Here is an 18,663-nt window from a genome sequence, read left to right on the forward strand (position 1 = left end):
TCAGGCTGATCAGAAGTTGATCATGTGCCCGGCGAGGCCGTGGAAGCCCTCCTGCAGGGCTTCGGACAGCGTCGGGTGGGTGTGCACGTTGCGAGCGAGCTCGAGAGCCGTCAGATCCCACTTCTGCGCGAGCGTGAGCTCGGGGAGGAGCTCCGAGACGTCCGGACCGATCATGTGTGCGCCGATGAGTTCGAGGTGCTCGGCGTCCGCGATGAGCTTCACGAAGCCGACCGGCTCGCCGAGGCCATGCGCCTTGCCGTTGGCCATGAACGGGAACGACACGACCTTGATGTCGCGTCCCTCGTCCCTGGCCTGCTGCTCGGTGAGACCGAAGGACGCCACCTGGGGCGAGCAGAACGTCGCCCGCGGCATCATCCGGTAGTCGCCCAGAGTCATCGTCTCGGCCTTGCCGATGGTTTCGGCGGCGACCACGCCCTGCGCCTCTGCGACGTGGGCGAGCTGCAGCTTGGCGGTGACATCGCCGATCGCGTAGATGCCCTCGACGTTGGTGCGCATGTGGTCATCGATGTCGATCGCGCCACGGTCGGTGAGCTTCACGCCGGTGTTCTCCAGGCCGAAGCCGGTGACACTCGGAGCGAAGCCGATCGACATCAGGACCTTGTCGGCCTCGATCGAGCTCTGCTGGCCGTCCTTGGCCGTGTAGGTGACGGTGACGGAAGAACCGTTGTCGACGACCGTCTCGACCTTGGTCGAGGTGAGGATCTCGACGCCGAGCTTCTTGTACTGCTTGGCGATCTCCTTGGAGACGTCCGCATCCTCGTTCGGGAGCGCACGGTCGAGGAACTCGATGATCGTGACCTTGACGCCGTAGTTCGTCATGACATACGCGAACTCCATGCCGATGGCGCCGGCGCCGACGACGACGATCGATTCCGGCAGCTCACGCGAGAGGATCTGCGCCTCGTAGGTGACGACGTTGTCGCTCAGCGTCACGCCGGGAAGCAGGCGCACCGTCGAGCCGGTGGCGATGATGGCGTTGTCGAAGGTGACCTCTTCGGTCGTGCCATCGGTCTTCGCGACCGAGATCGCCTTGGGGCCGGTGAAGGTCCCGCGACCGTCGTACTCGGTGATCTTGTTCTTCTTCATCAGGAAGTGGATGCCCTTGACGCGACCGTCGGCCACCTCGCGGCTGCGATCCCACGCCTTGCCGAAGTCGAGCGTGAACTCACCCGAGATGCCGAAGAACTCGGCCTTGTGCTTCAGGGTGTGCGCGAGCTCTGCGTTCTTCAGAAGAGCCTTGGAGGGGATGCAGCCCACATTGAGGCAGACACCGCCCCAGTACTTCTCCTCGATGATGGCAGTGGACAGGCCGAGCTGTGCGCTGCGAACGGCGGCGACGTATCCGCCAGGACCCGCGCCGAGAACGACGACATCGTAGTGTGGCATGCCTCAAGCCTAGCGCGCTGAGGCGTCGTCGGAATCGGATGCAGCGCCCCTGCGACGGGCCCTCGAGACCATGACGGCGACGACCGCGCCGCCGAGCCCCGCGACGACCACGGCACCGATGATCCAGGGCAGAGCGTCCAGGAACGCATCGCCGTCCGCGGGAGTGCCCTCGGTCGTCGCGGTGGCCGGCGGGCTCTGCTCGGCCGACGGCGTCTCCGAGGGGGCGGGGGCGGTGGTCGGCGCTGCGGTCGGTTCCGTGAGGGTGCTCGTGGCCACGGTGAAGGAGAACTCCCCGTCTGTCGGATGGCCGTCGCTGGAGACGACCTTCCAGATCACGTGGTAGACGCCGGCGTCCGCCTCGGCCACCAGCGGCAGGGTGACGATCGCGCCGTCGACGGTCGCTGCTCCGTCGGTCACAGATCGGCCGGCGGCATCCGTGACCACGACTTCCGTCGCCCCTTCGCCGTCGATCAGCTTCGCGCTGAAGGTGAGCGTCAGCTCGGCTGGCAGCGTCTCCACCGTCGTATCGGCGGCCGGACTCGATGCCTGCAGGCTGTCGTGCGCGGATGCCGGTACCGGAGTGCCCAGCACCAGAAAAGCCGCTAACAGCGTCGCGGCGAGAGCGAACGGGGCGGTGAGCGGGACAGCGGGGCGGTGGCGAACGGTCGTGTGCACCTGGTCAGCCTATGAATCTCCGGTATGTGCGGGCTGAGTGCGAACCCGACCTCCCGCGGCGCCCCCGGCATCGGATAGTCTGGACAACGAGGAGGGCCACTGTGACAGACAGCGAGAGCCGATCGGGCGGGGAAGCGATTCACCGTTCCGGCGAGCAGAAGCACGATGTAACGCAGACGTTCGGGCATGATTCCGATCTGTCGTTCGTTCCCTTCGGGGCGGAGCTGACCGAGGTCGAGCAGTCCGCGATCGCGGCGTTGCCCGCCGGATCAGCGCTACTGCTGGTGCGCTCCGGCGCACTCGCCGGCGCCCGCTACCTCCTCGACACCGACGTCACGACGGTCGGTCGTCACCCGGAGGCGGACATCTTCTTCGATGATGTGACCGTGTCGCGTCGTCATGCTGAGATCACTCGCAACGGCTCGTCCTTCGAGATCATCGACCAGCGCTCGCTCAACGGCACCTACGTGAACGGGGAGCGAGTGGACCGCAGTGCACTCGTCGACGGTTCCGAGTTGCGGGTCGGCAAGTTCCGGCTGAACTTCTTCCTCTCATCCGTCGACCGCTCGGCGGCGAACGGCTGATGGCGGCACCTCACGCCCGCGAACGCTCAGCGTCCGCGGGTCTTCTGAGCATCGGTCAGGTGCTCGCGCGGCTCACCCCGGAGTTTCCGGAACTCACCTCCAGCAAGCTGCGCTTCCTCGAGGTGCAGGGCATCGTGACGCCCTCGAGAACCGAGTCGGGCTACCGCAAGTTCTCGCAGGCGGACATCGAACGGCTGCGCCTCGGCCTCGTGCTGCAGCGCGACCACTATCTGCCGCTCAGCGTCATCCGGGAGCAGCTCGACGACGCCGAGACGAATGGCGGAGCCGGAGCGGCTCTTGCACCGCCGCCCTCGATCACGCCTCCGCCGCGACGCTACCGTCGCGGCGAGTTGCTCTCCGCGGCCGGTGCCGGCCCGCAGCTTCTCAACGACGCGATCAGCACCGGCGTCATCACAGCGTCCGAGACATATCCCGAAGCGACGGTCGCACTGCTCCGTGGTCTCGTCGCATTGGATCGGCACGGCATCGAGCCTCGGCATCTGCGTTCCATCCGGCAGGGGGCAGAACGCGAAGTGGCGCTCATCGAATCGGCGATGTCCGCGCTGCTGCGCCGGACGGATGCCATCTCGCGCGCCAAGGCGAGCGAGATGGCCCCGGAGCTGGCCACCAAGATCGACGAAGTGCGCTCGCTGTTCGTCAAGGATGCCCTCTCGCGAGTGCTTTCGTAACGAACTGATTGCGACACACCTGCACCGAAGTGCAGATGTCATTGCTGCTGCTGGGGCACTGCTCTAGCGTGGAGGTAACGGCTCCAGGGAGGATTTCAGATGAATGCGGATGAGCTTTCAGGCGACCCGCGGTTCGTGTCCGAACTCCTCTTCACGGACGGTCTGCCCGCCATGGATGATGAGGTCGGCTATCGCGGTGCGGTCGCCGCACGCGCAGCCGGGATCACGTACCGCCAGCTGGACTATTGGGCGCGCACCGAGCTGGTAGTTCCCACCGTCCGCGGCGCCAGCGGGTCCGGTTCGCAGCGGCTCTACGGCTTCCGCGACATCCTGGTCCTCAAGCTCGTCAAGCGACTGCTCGACACGGGCATCTCGCTTCAGCAGATCCGTACGGCCGTCGACCAGCTTCGCGCTGCCGGCATCCGCGATCTCGCCGGGACCACGCTCATGAGCGATGGTGCGTCGGTTTACCTCTGCACCTCGAACGACGAGGTCATCGACCTGGTCAGCCGCGGTCAGGGCGTCTTCGGCATCGCCGTCGGGAAGGTGCTCCGCGAAGTGGAGTCGACGCTCGTCGAGTTCGATCCGACGGCACCGGACCCGGTCGACGAACTCTCGGCTCGCCGAACCAAGCGTTCGGCGTAGTCTCCGACTCGAAAGAGAACGGCCACCCTCGCGAGAGGATGGCCGTTTTTATTCTGCGTTGGTTGTCAGGACTGGGTGCCCGTCTCGGAAACCGTGATACGACCGGTGCGGATGATTCGATCGAGCAGCGAGTCGAAGTCCGCGGCGAGTTCCTGAGCGGAGTCGCCCGGCCAGATGTGCAAGGGTTTCGCGGCGCCCTGCGCCTGCTGCAGCGAGGTACGCTCCGGAAGCTGCGGGGCGAGCACGAGAGGCCCGAACATATCGCGCAGTTCCTTGATGCGGAACTGGTGCTCGATCGACTGCGGGCGCACCCGGTTCACCACGATGCCGAGCGGCTGCAGACGAGGGGAGAGTCCGCGACGGATCTCTTCGATCGCGCGAAGGGCTCGATCGGCCGCCGCGACCGAGAACAGACCCGGCTCGGTGACGACCATGACGCGGTCGCTCGCAGCCCAGGCCGTGCGGGTGAGGGCATTCAGCGACGGGGCGCAGTCGATGAGCACGAGATCGTAATCGGCTTCGACCGCGGCGAGGGCTTCTTCGAGCTTCCAGACGTCGCGGACGCTCGGATGCGGTCCGTCGAAGTTGATCGCCGAAGGGCTGCCGATGAGCACGTCGATCGTTCCGGGGTGGACCTTCGCCCAGCCGCTGGAGGTGATCGCCTGGCGGACGATCTTCTCCTTCGGGTTCGCCAGGACATCAGCGATGTTGAGCCGGCCGGCAACCTGGATATCCATGCCGGTTGACACATCGGACTGCGGGTCGAGGTCGACGACGAGGGTCCGGACGCCTCGGGCGAAAGCCGCTGAGGCCAGGCCGAGAGTCACGGTCGTCTTGCCGACACCGCCCTTGAGAGAGCTGACGCTGAGTACGTGCACGGACTCCACGTTACCTTCCCCTAGGCTGAGGAAACACTCAGCCCCGCCCCATGTGCGACGAAAACGCCGCACGTCGAGCTCTCAGAGGTGTGCATGTTCCAGAAGATCCTTGTGGCCAATCGCGGCGAGATCGCGATCCGGGCCTTCCGCGCCGCGTTCGAGGTGGGAGCCAGGACGGTCGCTGTCTTCCCCTATGAGGACCGTGGATCCCTGCATCGCCTGAAGGCGGATGAGGCCTACCAGATCGGGGAGCGCGGCCACCCGGTGCGCGCCTACCTCGACGTGGACGAGATCATCCGCGTCGCCAGGGAGTCCGGCGCCGACGCGATCTATCCCGGATACGGCTTCCTGTCGGAGAACCCGGAACTTGCGGAGAAGGCTGCGGCGAACGGCATCGTCTTCATCGGGCCGCCCGCCCACGTCCTTGAGATGGCGGGCAACAAGGTCGAAGCGAAGCGGCACGCCATCGAGGCCGGAGTTCCGGTGCTGCGCTCGACCGAAGCATCCGACGACATCGATGCCCTCGTCGCGCAGGCCGACGACATCGGCTTCCCGCTTTTCGCCAAAGCCGTCGCCGGTGGCGGCGGGCGTGGGATGCGTAGGGTCGCGTCGAAGGGCGAGCTCGCTCCGGCGCTGGCCGAAGCGATGCGCGAGGCAGAGAGCGCCTTCGGCGACGCGCGGATGTTCCTGGAGCAGGCCGTCGTGCGCCCACGCCACATCGAGGTGCAGATCCTCGCCGACAAGACCGGTGAGACCGTTCACCTGTTCGAGCGCGACTGCTCGGTGCAGCGCCGCCACCAGAAGGTCGTCGAGATCGCTCCGGCGCCGAACCTCGACGACAGCGTCCGCACGGCCCTGCACGGTTATGGTGTGGCGTTCGCGCGATCGATCGGCTACGAGAACGCGGGCACGGTGGAGTTCCTGCTGGAGACGGCGGGGGAGCGAGCGGGCGAAGTCGTCTTCATCGAGATGAACCCGCGTATCCAGGTCGAGCACACGGTCACCGAGGAGATCACGGACGTCGACCTCGTCCAGACCCAGATGCGGATCGCCGCGGGCCAGACGCTCGCAGAGCTCGGTCTGCAGCAGGAGTTTCTGCACGTGCGCGGAGCCGCACTGCAGTGCCGGATCACGACCGAGGATCCGACGCAGGGATTCCGCCCGGACACAGGCAAGATCACCACTTACCGTTCGCCCGGCGGCGCGGGTATCCGCCTGGACGGCGGCACGACCGCCGCCGGTTCGCAGATCAGCCCGCATTTCGACTCGATGCTGTCCAAGCTCACCTGCCGCGGGCGCGATTTCCCCGCCGCGGTCGCCCGTGCCCGTCGAGCGCTGGCGGAGTTCCGCATCCGTGGTGTCTCCACGAACATCGCGTTCCTGCAGGCGCTGCTCGAGGACGAGTCGTTCATCGCCGGCGATGTGAGCACCTCGTTCATCGACGAGCGGCCCGATCTGCTGCGCGGCCGAGTGTCCAAGGACCGGGGCACGAAGATCCTGAACTGGCTGGTCGATGTCACGGTCAACAAGCCGAACGGGGCTCATCCGGGTGCGATCGACCCGGTGACCAAGCTTCCGGCGATCGACCTGGATGCTATTCCCGCACCGGGTTCGCGGCAGCGACTGCTCGAACTCGGCCCCGAGGAGTTCGCCAGGAGCCTTCGAGCGCAGACGGCACTGGCCGTCACCGACACGACGTTCCGCGACGCGCACCAGTCCCTGCTGGCGACGCGAGTACGCACACGCGACCTGGTCGCGGTCGCCCCGCACATCGCCCGCCTCACCCCGCAGCTGCTCTCGGTGGAGGCCTGGGGCGGTGCGACCTACGACGTCGCACTGCGCTTCCTCGGCGAAGACCCGTGGGAGCGACTGGACAAGCTGCGGGCGGCGCTGCCGAATGTCGCGATCCAGATGCTTCTCCGCGGCCGCAACACCGTGGGCTACACCCCTTACCCGACGGCCGTGACCGAGGCGTTCGTCGCCGAGGCAGCGGCCAGCGGCGTGGACATCTTCCGCATCTTCGACGCGCTCAACGACGTCGATCAGATGCGCCCGGCGATCGAAGCCGTTCGCGCCACCGGCACCGCCGTCGCCGAGGTCGCGCTCTGCTACACAGGCGACCTGCTGAATCCGGCCGAGGATCTCTACACACTCGACTACTACCTGCGCCTCGCCGAGCAGATCGTCGACGCGGGCGCCCACATCCTCGCGATCAAGGACATGGCGGGCCTCCTCCGGCCCATGGCTGCGGCGAAGCTCGTCAGTGCGCTCCGCGAGCGCTTCGACCTCCCGGTGCACCTGCACACCCACGACACGCCGGGTGGGCAGCTCGCTACTCTCCTTGCGGCCAGTGCGGCCGGCGTGGACGCCGTGGATGCGGCATCCGCACCCCTCTCCGGTACCACGAGCCAGCCTTCGCTCTCGGCCCTGATCGCGTCGCTGGCGCACACCGATCGCGACAGCGGCATCTCGCTCGACGCGGTATCGGACCTCGAGCCGTACTGGGAGGCGGTCAGACATCAGTACGCGCCGTTCGAGTCCGGTCTTCCGGGCCCCACCGGTCGGGTCTACCACCACGAGATCCCGGGCGGTCAATTGTCGAACCTGCGCCAGCAGGCCAAGGCGCTCGGGCTCGCCGACGATTTCGAGCTGATCGAGGACATGTATGCCGCGGCCGATCGGATCCTCGGTCGCGTTCCGAAGGTCACGCCGTCGTCCAAGGTCGTCGGCGACCTGGCCCTGCACCTCGCCGCCGTCAAGGCCGACCCCGCCGACTTCGAGGAGAACCCGGGGAAGTACGACGTTCCGGATTCCGTCGTCGGCTTCATGGCGGGCGAGCTGGGCGAACTGCCCGGGGGATGGCCCGAGCCGTTCCGCACCAAGGTGCTCGCCGGCCGCGAGATCCGTATCGGGGTCACCGAGATCTCTGCGGATGACGAGACGGCACTGGCGGGCGACAGCGCCAGCAGACGCGCGCGTCTGAACACCCTGCTGTTCCCGGCTCCGATGCGAGAGTTCTCCCAGATGCGGGAACTGTTCGGAGACCTGTCGGTGCTCGATACCAGCGACTACCTGTACGGGCTGGTCCCCGGGCAGGAGCACGTCATCGAGATCGACCGCGGCGTGCAGCTGTTCGTCGGGCTCGAAGCCATCGGCGAAGCGGACGACAAGGGCATGCGCACCGTGATGACGACGCTGAACGGTCAGTTGCGTCCGGTCTTCGTCCGCGATCGCTCCATCGTCGTCGACGCGCACCAGGTGGAGAAGGCCGACACGTCGATCGCGGGCCACATCGCCGCGCCGTTCTCCGGCGTGGTGACGCTGAAGGCGGAGGTCGGAGCATCCGTTCGAGCGGGTGAGCCGGTCGCATCGATCGAGGCGATGAAGATGGAAGCAGCGATCACCGCACCCACCGACGGCGTCGTGGAACGTCTCGCGATCTCCTCCCCGCAGCAGGTGGATGCGGGAGATCTTTTGGTCGTCATCCGCCCAGCGCACTAATCTTGTCCGGGCGGGCCGCGCACCCGAGGCCCGCACAAGCTTGGAGCGACATCGTGACCCCGAAGAACTTCGACGACCCGCTTGCGGACGATTCGCGGGGGGTGCTGGATGACGCCGCGTCTTTGGACACGACGGGGATCGGCATCCTCGGCGGCACCGCTCAGGTGAGCGTCGCGCTGCCCAAGGACGATGAGGACGACCTCGCCGACGACGGTGTCGTCGAGGGCGAGATCGTCACCGACCTCATCGTCGACGACGTCATCGTCGACGAGACGCCGTTCGAGGATGCGCGTGCCATCGGCCGCATCCACGCCGCCGACATCATCATCGAGATCCCTGCCGAGCCCGAGGCGACGAGCATCGCGGATGCCGAGGAACAGCGAATCGAGACGGAGCCCGTCGGGGAGTCTGTCGAGACGGAAGCGGTGGAGGAGCCGGCCGTCGCGGAAGCACTCGATGAGGACGACATCGTCGAGGACTCGGCCGTCGAGGCCCCTGCCGTCGAGGACGCGGCCGTCATCGAAGACGTCCTCATCGAGGATGCTGTCGTCGAGGAGCCGCTCGTCGAGGAGCCGCTCGTCGAAGAGCCGGTCGTCGAGGATGCTGTCGTCGAAGAACCCGTCGTCGTCGAAGAAGTCGTCGGCGCGGACACGGGTGTCATCGAAGAACCCGTCGTCGAGGACGCCGCCGACGCCGGGGCCGCCGATACCGACGCCGATACCGAGGCCGCTGCCGCTGCACAGTTCCTTGCTCAGGCGCGCGCCGACCTGGCGGCATCCGCAGTGTCGGCGGCGTCCGTCCGACCGCTGACCGCCAAGAAGGAGACCCCTCCCGTGGACACCTCGAACGACAAGGCGATCGCCGCGCAGCCGCGGCGCGCCGCGGCACGCAACGACGTCACGCTGACCTCGAAGCGTCTGGACGATCTCGGTGAGGCCGCGCGGGAGAGCGCCGATCTGCTCACCGCCGATCGCCTCCTCGATCCGCACCAGGTTGCCAAGCCCGAGCCGGAGGGGGCATGGAGCCACCTCCTCTACACTTTGTCCGGCCGTCGCATCAACATCGGCGATGGACGTCGCGCGCGTGAGCGCAAGGCGCTCACGACGAGGATCTCGGCTCCCCTCGCCGGTGGTGCTCGCTTCGTGCCGGTCCTCTCGCGCAAGGGCGGTGTCGGCAAGACCACGATCACTGCACTGCTCGGCATGGCACTGGCCGATGCCCGCGAGGATCGCGTCATCGCGGTGGACGCCAACCCCGATCGTGGCACGCTGGCGGATCGCATCGTCCGCCCGAACCACAGCAAGTCGGTCCGCGACCTCGTCCGCATCCACGACGAGGTCAGGGGTTACCACGACATCTCCGCGATCGTCTCCCGTGACGCCACGCGACTGGACGTCCTGGCGTCGGATGCCGACCCGCGCATCGCCGAGGCCTTCAACGACAGCGACTATCGCGATGTCGCCGATGTCGCCGCGCACTACTACTCGCTGGTGCTCACCGACACCGGCACCGGCATCGTGCACTCCGTGATGTCGGCGACCCTCGATCTCTCCGACCAGATCGTCGTCGTCTCCGGACTCAGCGTCGATGAGGCGCGGCTCGCCTCCGAGACGCTGACCTGGCTGGAGACGAACGGCTACGCCGAGCAGGCGCGTGAAGCGATCATCGTGCTCAATCAGTCCACCCCTGGCGCTCCGCTGGTGCGCCTGAACGAACTCGAAGCGCATTTCGCCACCCGGGCGAAGCGTGTGGTGCGCGTGCCGTACGACGCTCAGATCGCCGGTGGCGGCACCATCGTCTTCGCGAACCTGAGGCCGGAGACTCGTCAGGCGGCTCGCGAACTCGCGGCGCTCCTGGTCGAGGGCCTGCGCGCCAAGGCCGCCTGATGGCCGTCCGTGAGATCCGTGTGTTCGGCGACCCCGTCCTGCGCACCGTCTGCTCCCCGATCGAGCAGATCGATGACGGCATTCGCGCGCTCGTCGCCGATCTGGTGGAGACCGTCGAGCTGCCGGGACGTGCCGGCGTCGCCGCCCCCCAGATCGGATTCGCCGTCCGCGCCTTCAGCTACAACATCGACGGCGATATCGGGTACGTGTTGAACCCCGTCCTCACCGAGGTGCGCGGTGACGCCGTGCCGACGGGGGAGGGATGCCTGTCCGTTCCCGGACTCTGGCATGACACGCCTCGGCATCCATGGGCCCGCGTCGAGGGGATCGACCTCGACGGCAACCCGGTCGTCCTGGAGGGCGAGGGTCTGCTCGCCCAGGCGCTGCAGCATGAGACCGATCACCTCGACGGCAAGCTCTATCTCACGCGTCTCGATCCGGAGACGCGCAAGGTGGCGATGCGCGAGGTGCGCGAGAGCGCCTGGTTCTGAGCAATGACGAAGGCCCCCGCAGAATCTGCGGGGGCCTTCGTCATGTCTGCGGTCAGCCGCCGAGCGGAACGTTCGTCGTGGTGACGGGCTCGTCGTAGATCGCGGCGATCTCGTCGGCGAAATCGCTGAGGATGACGTTCCGCTTGATCGACATCTTCGGCGTGAGGTGGCCGGAGGCCTCGGTCCACTCCGAGTCGAGGATCGTGAACTTGCGGATGGACTCGGCGCGCGACACTCGCGTGTTCGCGGCGTCGACCGCGCGCTGGACCTCCGCACGGACGGCTTCGCTGGTCGACGCCTCGGCGAGCGACGTGTCGGCGGGAAGGCCGTTGTTCGCAAGCCAGGTCGGCAGCATCTCGGGGTCGAGGGTGACCAGTGCCGAGATGAAGGGGCGCTGGTCGCCGACGACGACCACCTGGCCGATGATCGGATTCGAGCGGATCGGGTCCTCGAGCGCTGCCGGCGCGACGTTCTTGCCGCCGGCAGTGACGATGATCTCCTTCTTCCGGCCGGTGACGGTGAGGAATCCCTCGGCGTCGAAGCTGCCGATGTCACCGGTGCGGAACCAGCCGCCTTCGCTGAACGCGTCGGCTGTCGCCTGCGGGTTGTTCCAGTACTCCTTGAACACGTTGATGCCACGGACTTCGATCTCGCCGTCTTCGGCCAGGCGCACCCCGACTCCGGGAAGCGCGGGGCCGACCGTGCCGATCTTCGACTTGTCAGCGAGGTTCACCGTCGCCGGTGCCGTGGTCTCGGTCAGCCCGTAGCCCTCGAGGATGACGACACCGAGGCTGTGGAAGAAGTGCCCGAGGCGCGCGCCGAGAGGAGCGGATCCGGAGACCGCGTAGGCCACGTTGCCACCCATCGCCGCCCGCAGCTTGCTGTAGACGAGCTTGTCGAAGAGCGCGAACTTGATCTTCATGCCCAGCGGGATCTTCTTGCCCTCTTCGAGCAGCTTGGAGTGCTCGATGGCCACGTCGGCGGCGGCGCGGAAGATCTTTCCCTTGCCGCCGGCCTCGGCCTTCTGCTCGGCGGAGTTGTAGACCTTCTCGAACACGCGGGGGACGGCGAGCAGGAAAGTCGGCTTGAACGAGCCCAGAGCGGGCAGCAGCTGCTTGGTGTCGGGCTGGTGCCCGGTGCGGACGCCCGCGTGGATGTCGAGGATCGAGATGAAGCGGGCGAAGACATGCGCCGTCGTGATGAAGAGCAGAGTGGAGGCGCCGGGTGTCGTCAGCACCTTGTCGAGCGCCTTGCCCGAGTTGCGGCACAGCTCGACGAAGTTGCTGTGCGTGAGCACGCAGCCCTTCGGGCGTCCGGTCGAGCCGGAGGTGTAGATGAGGGTGGCGATGTCGGATCCGACGGCGAGGTTGCGACGGCGCTCGATCTCGGCATCCGTCACCGAAGCTCCCTGAGCCGTGAGCGTGTCGATCGCGCCGAGGTGCAGCTGCCAGACATCACGCACCAGCGGGATGTCGCTGCGGATCTCGTCGACGCGGGCATAGTGCTCCGGCGATTCGACGAGCAGGGCGATGGCTCCGGAATCCTCCATGATCCACTGGATCTGGGACGGAGAGCTGCTCTCGTAGATGGGAACCATCACTGCGCCGGCGTAGAAGAGGGCGAAGTCGATGAGCGTCCACTCATAGGTGGTGCGCGCCAGGAAGCCGACCTTCTCGCCGGGCTGGATGCCGGCCGCGGCGAAACCCTTCGCGAGTGCGACGACCGCGGTCTGGAAATCTGCGGCGGTGATGTCGCGCCAGCCCTGGCCGTCCGGCACGGAGAACAGTGCCAGGTCGGGGGTGGCTTCGACACGCTTCACCAGCAGGTCGGCGATGTTCGCGTCAGGGTCGGCGGGGACGATCGCAGGGACTTCAAACTGGACCACGGCAGCTCCTTCGGTACCGGTCGGACACGGGTTGTCCCCGAGTCTAAGGCATGGAATCCAGTCGCACACTTAGTGAGACCCGGTCGCGTCCTTGGCGGGGAATATCCGAAGTCTCCGCGGATGCCGCGGCGGTGCCCTAGACTTCACCTCGATGTTCTACTGGCTGATGAAGTACGTCGCGATCGGGCCCTTGGTCAAGGCGATCTTCCGTCCCTGGATCGTGGGCCGCCGCAACGTGCCCGCGAGCGGCGGAGCGATTCTCGCCAGCAACCATCTCTCCTTCGCCGACTCGGTCTTCCTTCCGCTGATGATCGATCGGCCGATGTCGTTCCTCGCCAAGAGCGACTACTTCACAGGCCGCGGGATCAAGGGCTGGGCGACGAAGTTCTTCATGAAGGCCACGGGACAGATCCCGATCGACCGCTCCGGGGGCAAGGCGTCCGAGGCCTCGCTGAACACCGGACTCCAGGTGCTCGGGAAGGGCGACCTCCTCGGCATCTATCCCGAAGGCACGCGCAGCCCGGACGGCAAGCTGTACCGCGGACGGACCGGAATCGCGCGGATGGCGCTCGAGGCGAAGGTGCCGGTGATCCCGGTCATCATGGTCGACACCGACACGGCGATGCCGATCGGGCAGCGTGTCCCACGCGTGATGCGGATCGGGATCGTGATCGGCGAGCCGCTCGATTTCTCTCGCTACGCGGGCATGGAGAACGACCGCTACATCCTCCGTTCGGTCACCGACGAGATCATGGTCGCTCTGCAGAGGCTGGGCGCCCAGGAGTACGAGGACGTCTACGCGTCGACGGTGAAGGACCGGCTTCCGGTACGCGTCACACGCGGCTCCTGAGGCGTCAGCGCCTACTAGGCTGGGGGGATGCTTCAGCACCACATCGACGCCCTTGACGCATGGCGCTCGCTCCCCATCAAGCAGCAGCCGCAGTGGCCCGATGCTGATCGAGTCGCAGCCGTATCCCAGCAGATCGCGGGGCTCCCTCCGCTGGTCTTCGCCGGTGAGGTCGACAACCTCCGCGACCGCCTCGCGCGCGCGGCATCCGGTCAGGCATTCCTCCTGCAGGGGGGCGACTGCGCCGAGACCTTCGCCGGAGCGACCGCCGAGCAGATCCGCAACCGCATCAAGACGGTGCTGCAGATGGCCGTCGTACTCACCTACGGCGCCTCGATGCCGATCGTGAAGATGGGCCGGATGGCCGGTCAGTTCGCGAAGCCGCGCTCCAGCGACAACGAGACCCGAGGCGATGTCACTCTTCCCGCCTACCGCGGCGACATCGTCAACGGCTACGACTTCACCGAGGGTTCGCGTCAGGCGGATCCGGGGCGCCTGCTGCAGGGGTACCACACCGCGGTCTCCACGCTGAACCTGATCCGCGCCTTCACCCAGGGTGGCTTCGCGGATCTCCGCGAGGTGCACTCGTGGAACAAGGGCTTCGCGCAGAACCCGGCCAACCAGCGCTACGAGCGGATGGCGGCCGAGATCGACCGCGCCATCAAGTTCATGGAGGCGGCCGGAGCCGACTTCGACGAGCTCAAGCGCGTCGAGTTCTTCACCGGCCATGAGGGTCTGCTGATGGACTACGAGCGGCCGATGACGCGCATCGACTCGCGCACGGACACGCCGTACAACACCTCGGCGCACTTCCTCTGGATCGGCGAGCGGACGCGGGACCTGGACGGCGCGCACGTCGACTACTTCTCGAAGATCCGCAACCCCATCGGGGTCAAGCTCGGACCGACCACCTCGCCGGACACGGCGCTCGCGCTGATCGACAAGCTCGACCCGAACCGTGAGCCCGGGCGTCTGACGTTCATCACCCGGATGGGAGCCGGCAAGATCCGCGATGCATTGCCGCCGCTGCTCGAGGCCGTTCGCGACTCTGGTGCGACACCGCTCTGGGTGACCGATCCGATGCACGGCAACGGGATCACCACGCCCACCGGCTACAAGACGCGTCGCTTCGATGACGTCGTCGACGAGGTGCGCGGCTTCTTCGAGGCGCATCGTGCCGTCGGGACGTTCCCCGGTGGCATCCACGTCGAACTCACCGGTGACGACGTCACCGAGTGCCTGGGCGGCTCGGAGCACATCGACGAGGCCGCGCTCGCGACCCGTTACGAGAGCCTCTGCGACCCGCGCCTGAACCACATGCAGTCCCTCGAACTCGCCTTCCTGGTGGCCGAGGAACTCGCGAAGCGCTGACCCAGGCTCACGCCACCGGCTCAGAACGAAAGAACTGCTCCCAACCCGCCAGGGTGGGAGCAGTTCTTTCGTTGCGGGCGAGGCTGTTCAGCCCGCCGCTCGAATCTGGATCTTCGTGCCACGCGGGTGCTCGCTGCCCGCCTCGGGGTTGGTGCTGGTCGCGGTGAACAGATCCCAGACGATCTCGGGGACGTTCGACACCGCCTGGAATCCCGCTTCCTCGAGGATCCGGACGGCCTCGCGGATGCTCTCACCGTCGACGTCCGGCACCTCGATCGGCTCAGGGCCCTTCGACACGATGAGCTGGATGGCATCGCCCGGCCGCCAGTTCCCCTCTTCGGCTCGGTCGGCGTACCCGATCACCCAGTCCTTGTCGATGTCGTCGCTGAACTGCGTCTGACTCTCCTCGGCGACGACCAGGCCCTTGTCGGTGAGCGCTTTCGTCGCCTGGTTCACGTTCATGCCGGCGACGTCGGGAACCGGTCCGAGCGAGACGAAGAGCTCGATGGCGTCGCTCTCGAACACCTCGCAGCCCTCGCCGCATTCGTACGTCTCGCCGCCGGCGCGGGGAGTGACGTATGCGTTGATGACGATGCCCGGATCTGCGTCCGAGAAGAGAGCCACGTCGTCCGCGAGTTTCAGGTGGAACTCATCCGTGAGTCGGGTGCGGAGTTCCTCAGCCACCTGACCGTTCAACGGATCAAGGGCGTGCTTCTTCGGGCCGATCGAGACGACGACGGTGACGGTCGCGCCGGCCTCCAGTCGCTCTCCTTCGCCCGGTTCTGTGCGCATCGCCTGCTCGGCTGGCACGTCGATGGAATTCTCGTCCGCTCGCGCCGGCACGAAGCCCTCCGCCGTGAGCGCCGCGGCGGCCTCGTCATAGCTGGACCCGGCCACACCCGGCACCGCGATCAGGGATCCCGGTCCGGAGCCGAACCACCAGCCGACGCCACCGGCGAGCACCGCCAGCAGGAGAACGAAAGCGAGCAGGAACGCACCGCGGGCGCGGCGCTTGGAAGCGCGACGGCGGAGGACGGTCGCATTGTCGAGCTGCTGGGGGACAGGGGCCGTCGGATCGGCGATGACCATGGTGCTCGGCATCACTTTGGTGAGATCGCCGGAATCGGCCTGCGAACGCTTGGTCGGCATGGTCGCGGCGGCAACCGCGGGGGCGATGCCGAGATCGCGCTCGATCTCGCGCAAGCGGTCGAGCATCTCCTGGGCGTCGTTCGGACGCTCATCCGGCGACTTCTCGGTGGCCCAGAGCACCAACTCGTCGAGGGGCTCCGGCACGCCGGGGTTGCGCACGCTCGGACGCGGCACGGACTCGGTGGCGTGCTGGAATGCGATCTGCATCGGCTGCTCACCCTTGTAGGGCTGCTCGCCGGTGAGCATCTCGTAGAGCATGATGCCGAGCGCGTAGATGTCGCTTCGGGCGTCCGCCGTGCCGCGCGTGACGAGCTCAGGGGCGAGGTACGCGATCGTGCCGAGCAGCTGCGCTCCGGTCGCGGTGTTCGCCGTCGTCGCCCTGGCGAGGCCGAAGTCGCCGATCTTGATGCGGCCGTCTTCGGCGAGCAGAACGTTCTCGGGCTTCACGTCGCGATGGACGATCCCCGCGCGATGCGCTGCAGAGAGACCCGCGAGAATCGCATCCATGATGGTGATCGTCTGCGGGATCGTCAGACGGCGCTGCTCGCGCATCAGCTCGCGCAGCGTGATCCCCGGCAGGTACTCCATGACCAGGTAGGCGAGCTCGCCGTCCTGACCCTGATCGAAGACGTTGACGACGTGCGGATCGGCGAGCCGTGCCGCTGCCCGTGCCTCCTGGATGAACCGGCTCTGGAACGCGGAATCGTCGCTGAGATGCGCGTGCATCACCTTGAGAGCGATCCGGCGTTCGAGTCGCAGGTCGGTGGCGACGTAGACGGTCGCCATGCCGCCGCGCGCGATCCGAGCGCGGACACGGTAGCGACCGTCGACAAGCCGCCCGATGAGAGGGTCGGCCTGCTGATTGGTCGTCACGAGGAAATTCTATGGAGAACTGCCTGAAAGCCTGGGGAGCGGCTCACCCCTGGACCCTGCGGGTTTGCCCCGAGCGTCATCCGTGGAGCGCGAGCCACTCGTAGGCCTGGGCCTCCCACTGGCCGTAGCGCTCAGGGAACGCCGAGATCTGCACGGCCTGAGCCGCGGCGCCGAAGCCCAAGGATTCCCAGCCGGAGATGTCGAGCAGGCCGCGCGTCGCGCTGCCGTTCGGGTCGCTCGGGCCGCCGTAGAAGACGCGGATGCTGCGGTCGGCATCCCGGATCTGCTCGGCGGATCCCCAGCCGGTGCTCGGCCGCTGCTGGAACAGCCCGAGGGAGTCGCGGTCGCCCCAGTCCAGGTTTCGCATCCAGGACTCGACCATGCTCGTCGCGAGAGCCGTGGCGATGCCACGGTCGGAGATGCCCAGTTGTCGTCCGATGCTGATGATGAGCGCGGCGTTGGCCGCCTGCTCCGCATCCAGGGTCGCCGTCAATGGCGGGTGCGCAACAGCGGTCGGCGCTGGTGCCGCCGCCGGCGCAGGGGCCGAGGCGGCCACCACGATCGTCTGGCCCGGGTAGATGATCGACGCGGCGCTCAGGCCGTTGGCGGCGAACAGCGTCTGCGTGGTGGTGCCGTACTTCTGGGCGATCCCGTAGAGAGTGTCTCCGGCGGCGACCGTGTGGGTCTGTCCGGCCTCCGGTGCCGCAGGCGCAGTGACAGGTGCCGCGGGGGAGGCGGCTGCTGCGGCCGTACCGGAGACGGCGAGCGTCTGCCCGGGGTAGATGATCGACTCGCGGGTGAGGGCATTCGCAGCCAGCACCGCGTCGACCGTGGTGCCGTACTTCTGGGCGATCGTGTAGATGGTGTCACCGGAGACGACGGCGTGCGTCGTCGTGGCTGCCGGCGTCGCCGGTTCGACGGCGGCTGGGGCAGCCGGAACTGCGGTATCGGCGAGGGTGAGGCTCTGCCCCGGGTAGATCACGGACCGCCAGGTGAGTCCGTTCCAGGTCAGGACGTCGGCCGTACTCAGTCCGAAGCGCTCGGCGATCGCGAAGACGGTGTCTCCGGGTTGGACGACGTACGTGCCGGGACTGGTCTGCGCCGGCACGGAGTGCATCGGCACGCCGGCCGTCGATGCCACGTCTTTGAGCTGGACGAGATGCAGGGCGGGTGCGGCCTCCGCCGAAGCGGGCGCAGCGACCAGCGTGCCGGCGAGCGTTCCCAGAACGGCAGCAGGTGCGGCCACGGTCAGATATCGCGTACGACGCGAAGCGTTCAGTCTCAAAGCTTCCCCCTTTTTCGACTTCTGCCACGCTGGCACGGAAGTAAACCAAAGTCAACAGGAGTGACTGGTGTGACTGGCGTGACGGGAGTGGCGAGATGCATCCTCAGACCGGAGGTGAGATAGTGGCAACGTGTCTGAGAACGCCCCTGAAACGTATGCCACCGAGTGGCTGACCATGCCCGATCTCGTCGAGGTGCTCGATGAGCCACTCGGGCGGGTGCGACGACTCATCGACGAGCACTATCTCATCGGTTCCCGCCGCAACGGAGTGTTCACTGTTCCGGCCGTGTTCATCGTCGACGGGGAGCCGCTGGCCTCGCTGCGCGGCACCGTGATCGTCCTGAAGGATGCCGGCTTCACCGACGATGAGGTCATCGACTGGCTGCTCAGCGATGAGGAGACGATGGGGCGCTCGCCGATCGCGGCTCTGCTCGCCGGCCACAAGAGCGAGGTCCGTCGGATCGCCCGCACTCTCGCCTGACCGTCATCGCGGCCCG

Annotated in this window: 15 protein-coding genes; 9 read left to right on the forward strand and 6 right to left on the reverse strand. The window is 67.1% G+C overall.

What is annotated here, in order from left to right; all coding sequences use genetic code 11:
- Positions 1-9: 9 nt before the first annotated feature.
- On the reverse strand, positions 10-1,407 hold the full coding sequence (lpdA, locus tag MRBLWO13_RS12580; RefSeq protein WP_341974336.1) for a dihydrolipoyl dehydrogenase: 1,398 nt from the start codon (positions 1,405-1,407) through the stop codon (positions 10-12).
- A 9-nt stretch (positions 1,408-1,416) separates the two neighbouring features.
- Positions 1,417-2,082, reverse strand: a complete 666-nt coding sequence (locus MRBLWO13_RS12585; RefSeq protein WP_341974337.1) for a copper resistance protein CopC — start codon at positions 2,080-2,082, stop codon at positions 1,417-1,419.
- 101 nt (positions 2,083-2,183) lie between these two features.
- On the opposite strand from MRBLWO13_RS12585, the gene MRBLWO13_RS12590 reads away from it, so the two are divergent.
- The 3 genes from MRBLWO13_RS12590 (at position 2,184) to MRBLWO13_RS12600 (ending at position 4,000) form a co-directional block, all read left to right on the forward strand.
- Complete coding sequence (locus tag MRBLWO13_RS12590; RefSeq protein ID WP_341974338.1) at positions 2,184-2,666, forward strand: FHA domain-containing protein; 483 nt, start codon at positions 2,184-2,186, stop codon at positions 2,664-2,666.
- On the forward strand, positions 2,666-3,355 hold the full coding sequence (locus MRBLWO13_RS12595) for a MerR family transcriptional regulator (RefSeq protein WP_341974339.1): 690 nt from the start codon (positions 2,666-2,668) through the stop codon (positions 3,353-3,355). Before MRBLWO13_RS12590 ends, MRBLWO13_RS12595 begins: the two co-directional genes overlap by 1 nt.
- A 99-nt stretch (positions 3,356-3,454) precedes the next feature.
- On the forward strand, positions 3,455-4,000 hold the full coding sequence (locus MRBLWO13_RS12600; protein ID WP_102192732.1) for a MerR family transcriptional regulator: 546 nt from the start codon (positions 3,455-3,457) through the stop codon (positions 3,998-4,000).
- A gap of 65 nt (positions 4,001-4,065) precedes the next feature.
- On the opposite strand, the gene MRBLWO13_RS12605 is transcribed toward MRBLWO13_RS12600, so the two are convergent.
- Positions 4,066-4,878: a ParA family protein gene (locus MRBLWO13_RS12605; RefSeq protein ID WP_341978387.1), complete on the reverse strand. Its 813-nt coding sequence runs from the start codon at positions 4,876-4,878 to the stop codon at positions 4,066-4,068.
- Positions 4,879-4,971: 93 nt separating this feature from the next.
- On the opposite strand from MRBLWO13_RS12605, the gene MRBLWO13_RS12610 reads away from it, so the two are divergent.
- Genes MRBLWO13_RS12610 through def form a run of 3 tightly spaced genes read left to right on the forward strand, consistent with a single transcriptional unit; the run spans position 4,972 to position 10,756 of the window.
- The gene (locus MRBLWO13_RS12610; protein ID WP_341974340.1) at positions 4,972-8,379 is read left to right on the forward strand and encodes a pyruvate carboxylase; all 3,408 of its coding nucleotides are present in this window, start codon (positions 4,972-4,974) and stop codon (positions 8,377-8,379) included.
- Positions 8,380-8,432: 53 nt separating this feature from the next.
- Entirely contained in the window at positions 8,433-10,265 is a 1,833-nt protein-coding gene (locus MRBLWO13_RS12615; protein WP_341974341.1) for an AAA family ATPase, read from the forward strand.
- On the forward strand, positions 10,265-10,756 hold the full coding sequence (gene def / locus MRBLWO13_RS12620; protein WP_341974342.1) for a peptide deformylase: 492 nt from the start codon (positions 10,265-10,267) through the stop codon (positions 10,754-10,756). Before MRBLWO13_RS12615 ends, def begins: the two co-directional genes overlap by 1 nt.
- 52 nt (positions 10,757-10,808) lie before the next feature.
- Here the strand turns inward: def and MRBLWO13_RS12625 are convergent, their stop codons facing one another.
- Positions 10,809-12,641 (reverse strand): long-chain fatty acid--CoA ligase, encoded by a 1,833-nt coding sequence (locus MRBLWO13_RS12625; RefSeq protein WP_341974343.1) that lies wholly within the window; start codon positions 12,639-12,641, stop codon positions 10,809-10,811.
- Positions 12,642-12,792: 151 nt separating this feature from the next.
- On the opposite strand from MRBLWO13_RS12625, the gene MRBLWO13_RS12630 reads away from it, so the two are divergent.
- Positions 12,793-13,491, forward strand: a complete 699-nt coding sequence (locus tag MRBLWO13_RS12630) for a lysophospholipid acyltransferase family protein (RefSeq protein WP_341974344.1) — start codon at positions 12,793-12,795, stop codon at positions 13,489-13,491.
- Positions 13,492-13,518: 27 nt separating this feature from the next.
- A complete protein-coding gene (locus MRBLWO13_RS12635; RefSeq protein WP_341974345.1) occupies positions 13,519-14,859 on the forward strand; it encodes a 3-deoxy-7-phosphoheptulonate synthase class II in 1,341 nt (446 codons plus the stop codon).
- An 87-nt stretch (positions 14,860-14,946) separates the two neighbouring features.
- Here the strand turns inward: MRBLWO13_RS12635 and pknB are convergent, their stop codons facing one another.
- Complete coding sequence (pknB, locus tag MRBLWO13_RS12640) at positions 14,947-16,881, reverse strand: Stk1 family PASTA domain-containing Ser/Thr kinase (RefSeq protein WP_341974346.1); 1,935 nt, start codon at positions 16,879-16,881, stop codon at positions 14,947-14,949.
- Positions 16,882-16,957: 76 nt separating this feature from the next.
- The gene (locus MRBLWO13_RS12645; RefSeq protein WP_341974347.1) at positions 16,958-18,166 is read right to left on the reverse strand and encodes a LysM peptidoglycan-binding domain-containing protein; all 1,209 of its coding nucleotides are present in this window, start codon (positions 18,164-18,166) and stop codon (positions 16,958-16,960) included.
- A gap of 130 nt (positions 18,167-18,296) precedes the next feature.
- Between MRBLWO13_RS12645 and MRBLWO13_RS12650 the strand changes: the two genes are divergently transcribed.
- Positions 18,297-18,647, forward strand: coding sequence for an Rv2175c family DNA-binding protein (locus tag MRBLWO13_RS12650; protein ID WP_341974348.1), 351 nt, complete (start codon positions 18,297-18,299; stop codon positions 18,645-18,647).
- The last annotated feature ends 16 nt before the right edge of the window (positions 18,648-18,663 follow it).

The sequence above is a fragment of the Microbacterium sp. LWO13-1.2 genome (genome assembly GCF_038397725.1).
Taxonomy (GTDB): domain Bacteria; phylum Actinomycetota; class Actinomycetes; order Actinomycetales; family Microbacteriaceae; genus Microbacterium.

Excerpts from the sequence above, each read along its gene's own strand:
- lpdA (WP_341974336.1), bottom strand. The coding sequence starts at position 1,407 with ATGCCACACTACGATGTCGTCGTTCTCGGCGCGGGTCCTGGCGGATAC.
- MRBLWO13_RS12595 (WP_341974339.1), top strand. The coding sequence starts at position 2,666 with ATGGCGGCACCTCACGCCCGCGAACGCTCAGCGTCCGCGGGTCTTCTG.
- MRBLWO13_RS12600 (WP_102192732.1), top strand. The coding sequence starts at position 3,455 with ATGAATGCGGATGAGCTTTCAGGCGACCCGCGGTTCGTGTCCGAACTC.
- MRBLWO13_RS12610 (WP_341974340.1), top strand. The coding sequence starts at position 4,972 with ATGTTCCAGAAGATCCTTGTGGCCAATCGCGGCGAGATCGCGATCCGG.
- def (WP_341974342.1), top strand. The coding sequence starts at position 10,265 with ATGGCCGTCCGTGAGATCCGTGTGTTCGGCGACCCCGTCCTGCGCACC.
- MRBLWO13_RS12630 (WP_341974344.1), top strand. The coding sequence starts at position 12,793 with ATGTTCTACTGGCTGATGAAGTACGTCGCGATCGGGCCCTTGGTCAAG.
- MRBLWO13_RS12635 (WP_341974345.1), top strand. The coding sequence starts at position 13,519 with ATGCTTCAGCACCACATCGACGCCCTTGACGCATGGCGCTCGCTCCCC.